At 71.0% G+C, this 2524-nt stretch carries 4 protein-coding genes; 3 read left to right on the plus strand and 1 reads right to left on the minus strand.

Translation table 11 applies throughout. The annotated features are described in order from the left end of the window. On the plus strand, nt 1-987 hold a 987-nt coding region (locus CCN39_RS50780), incomplete at its 5' end, for a PDR/VanB family oxidoreductase (protein WP_244211034.1). Here CCN39_RS50780 and CCN39_RS27085 read toward each other — a convergent pair. After that, on the minus strand, nt 982-1260 hold the full coding sequence (locus CCN39_RS27085) for a YciI family protein (protein ID WP_086846582.1): 279 nt from the start codon (nt 1258-1260) through the stop codon (nt 982-984). The two genes, CCN39_RS50780 and CCN39_RS27085, sit on opposite strands and share 6 nt — an antisense overlap. Nucleotides 1261-1462: 202 nt before the next feature. Here CCN39_RS27085 and CCN39_RS27090 point away from each other — a divergent pair, with 202 nt between their 5' ends. Both CCN39_RS27090 and CCN39_RS27095 read left to right on the plus strand, forming a co-directional pair. Further along, nucleotides 1463-2035: an RNA polymerase sigma factor gene (locus CCN39_RS27090; RefSeq protein WP_163046624.1), complete on the plus strand. Its 573-nt coding sequence runs from the start codon at nt 1463-1465 to the stop codon at nt 2033-2035. 91 nt (nt 2036-2126) lie between these two features. Beyond that, a partial coding sequence (locus CCN39_RS27095; RefSeq protein ID WP_143264161.1) for an amidohydrolase family protein occupies nt 2127-2524 on the plus strand: 398 nt, incomplete at its 3' end.

Genomic DNA, 2524 nt, shown 5'->3' on the forward strand with positions numbered 1-2524 from the left:
GTCGGCCGGCCGACCCGGCTCGACGGCAGTGCCCGCACCGACCACCTGATGTCCACTTTGGTCGGCGTCGTGGGTGTTTACCGGCGGTTGTCGCAATTCAGCGGCAGGGGGCGCCCGCCCGTGCCCACAGTGGACCGCGATCTTTCGCTGTCCGTCGAAACGATCCGGCCCGAAGCCGAAGGCGTCGTGAGCGTGCGCCTCGCCAACGGTGTCCCGCTGCCGGGCTGGCGACCGGGCGCGCACCTCGACCTCGTGCTGCCGTCCGGGCTGACCAGGCAGTATTCGCTCTGCGGCGACCCCGCCGACCGCTCGCACTACCGGATCGCCGTCCGGAAGGTCGGCGCCGCCTCGGCCGAGGTCCACGCGCTGACGCCCGGCACCCGCGTCACCGCGCGGGGCCCGCGGACGGCGTTCCCCTTCGTCGGCGACGGGCCGTTCCTGTTCATCGCCGGCGGCATCGGGATCACGCCGATCCTGCCGATGGTCCGCCAGGCGGTCGCGAGGGGCGCGGACTGGCGGCTGGTCTACACCGGTCGCAGCCGCGCGTCGATGCCGTTCCTCGGCGAACTGCCGGACGACGACCGCGTGTGGATCCGCCCGGACACCGAGTACGGCATCCCGGCGTCCGGCGCGGAGCTCCTCGAAGGTCTCCCGGACGGCGCGTCGGTCTACTGCTGCGGCCCGGTGCCGATGATCACCGGCGTGCGCGCCGACCTGGCGCCGACCGGGGCGAAGGCCGTCCACTTCGAACGGTTCGCGCCGCCGCCGATCGTCGCCGGCGAGCCGTTCGAACTGACTTTGCGCAGGTCAGGGCAGGTGCTGGCGGTTACGGGCGACCGGACGGCGCTCGACGTCCTCCTCGAGGCCCGGCCCGGCACGCCGTACTCCTGCCGGCAGGGCTTCTGCGGAACCTGCGCGGTGCCGACGGCCGACGGCGGATCCATGCGGATCTGCGTCGACCGCGGCACCACCGTGCTCGACCTATGACGGCAGCCAGGCGCCGATCACCGGCTTGAACTCGCGGACGGACCGCTGCGCGACCACGCCTTCCAGGAAGTACGGGTCCTGGTCGATCGTCTCCTTCAGGTGCGCCTCGTCGTCGGCGTGGTACAGCGTGATGCCGCCGGTGCCGTCGCCGAGCGGGCCGGCGACCGCGACGCGGCCTTCCTCGGCCAGCTTCGCGAGGAACTCGCGGTGGCGCGGCCGGACGTCCGGCATCTTCTCCTGGACGTAGGTGATTTCGACGAGGAACCAGGCCATGGGGATCTCCGGGGTCGAACGCGGGGCGGACAGCTGCCGACGCTACCCGTGTCACGGTTCTGTACCAGGATCCGATCTGTGGCACGGGCATCTGAACCCGATAGGCTGGGCGTGCGTCAGTACCTGTGTGAGCGCTGTGAATACCGTGAACCTGCTGACGCGGCACACCGTGCAAACCGGGGTCGAGAACAGGCAGGGGTTCATGCTCGAGGGCAATGCGGAACGCAGTGTCGAGGCGACCCTCGGCCACCTGCGGGTCATGGACGGTCCGGCCCCGGCGCAGACCGCCGCGCCACTGACCCTCGAAGACCTCTACCGCCAGCACCGCATGCGACTGGTCCGGCTGGCGATTCTGCTGGTCGACGAGCCCGCGACGGCGGAAGACGTGGTCCAGGAGGCCTTCACCGGCCTGCACCGCAACTGGGGCAGGCTCCGGGACGCCGCGGCCGCGGTCGGCTACCTGCGCACCGCGGTCGTCAACGGGTCGCGCAGCGTGCTGCGGCGCCGGAAGACGGCCCGCGAGTACGTGCCGCCGCACGCGGTGAACGCGCGCTCCGCGGAGAGCCTCGCGATGCTCTCCAGCGAGCACCAGGCCGTGGTCAGCGCGCTGTCGAAGCTGCCGCCCCGCCAGCGCGAAGTGCTGGTGCTGCGGTACTACGGCGGGCTGAGCGAGGCCGAGATCTCTGAGGCCGCAGGTATCTCCAAGGGTACCGTTAAATCGACCGCCAGCCGGGCGCTCGAGGCACTCCAGAAGGCCATGCAAGCCCCACAGTGACCCGGGTGGACCATTCCGATCACTGAGTCGTATCACCATGCTTGGTCCAGACCAATATATGCTGGGGTGCGTGAGAGGCGCCGGAGATTTCGTGATCATGGGCGGCCGGGTCGCCGCCCCGGACCGTGTACTCGACGACGGCTGGGTAGCCGTCACCGACGGGCGGATCGCCGGCGTGGGTTCCGGGACCCCGCCATCGGGCGAACACGTCGACGTCGGCGGGGCACTGGTCGTGCCAGGGTTCATCGACACCCACTGCCACGGCGGGGGAGGTGCTTCGTTCACCTCCCTCGATCCCGAGGAACTCCTGACGGCGGTGCGAGCGCACCGCCGTCACGGCACCACGACCATGCTCGCCAGCCTGGTCTCCGACCCGGTGGACGTCCTGCGTGAGCAGGTCGCGGCGCTGCGTGAGCTCGTCCAGGACGGCGAGGTCGCGGGCATCCACCTGGAGGGGCCGTTCATCTCGAAGGCCCGCTGCGGCGCGCA

Origin of the sequence: Amycolatopsis kentuckyensis, assembly GCF_002155975.1 — a bacterium.
GTDB lineage: Bacteria > Actinomycetota > Actinomycetes > Mycobacteriales > Pseudonocardiaceae > Amycolatopsis > Amycolatopsis kentuckyensis.

Coding starts and splice junctions, on each gene's coding strand:
- CCN39_RS27085 (WP_086846582.1), bottom strand. CDS start 1,260: ATGGCCTGGTTCCTCGTCGAAATCACCTACGTCCAGGAGAAGATGCCG.
- CCN39_RS27090 (WP_163046624.1), top strand. CDS start 1,463: ATGCTCGAGGGCAATGCGGAACGCAGTGTCGAGGCGACCCTCGGCCAC.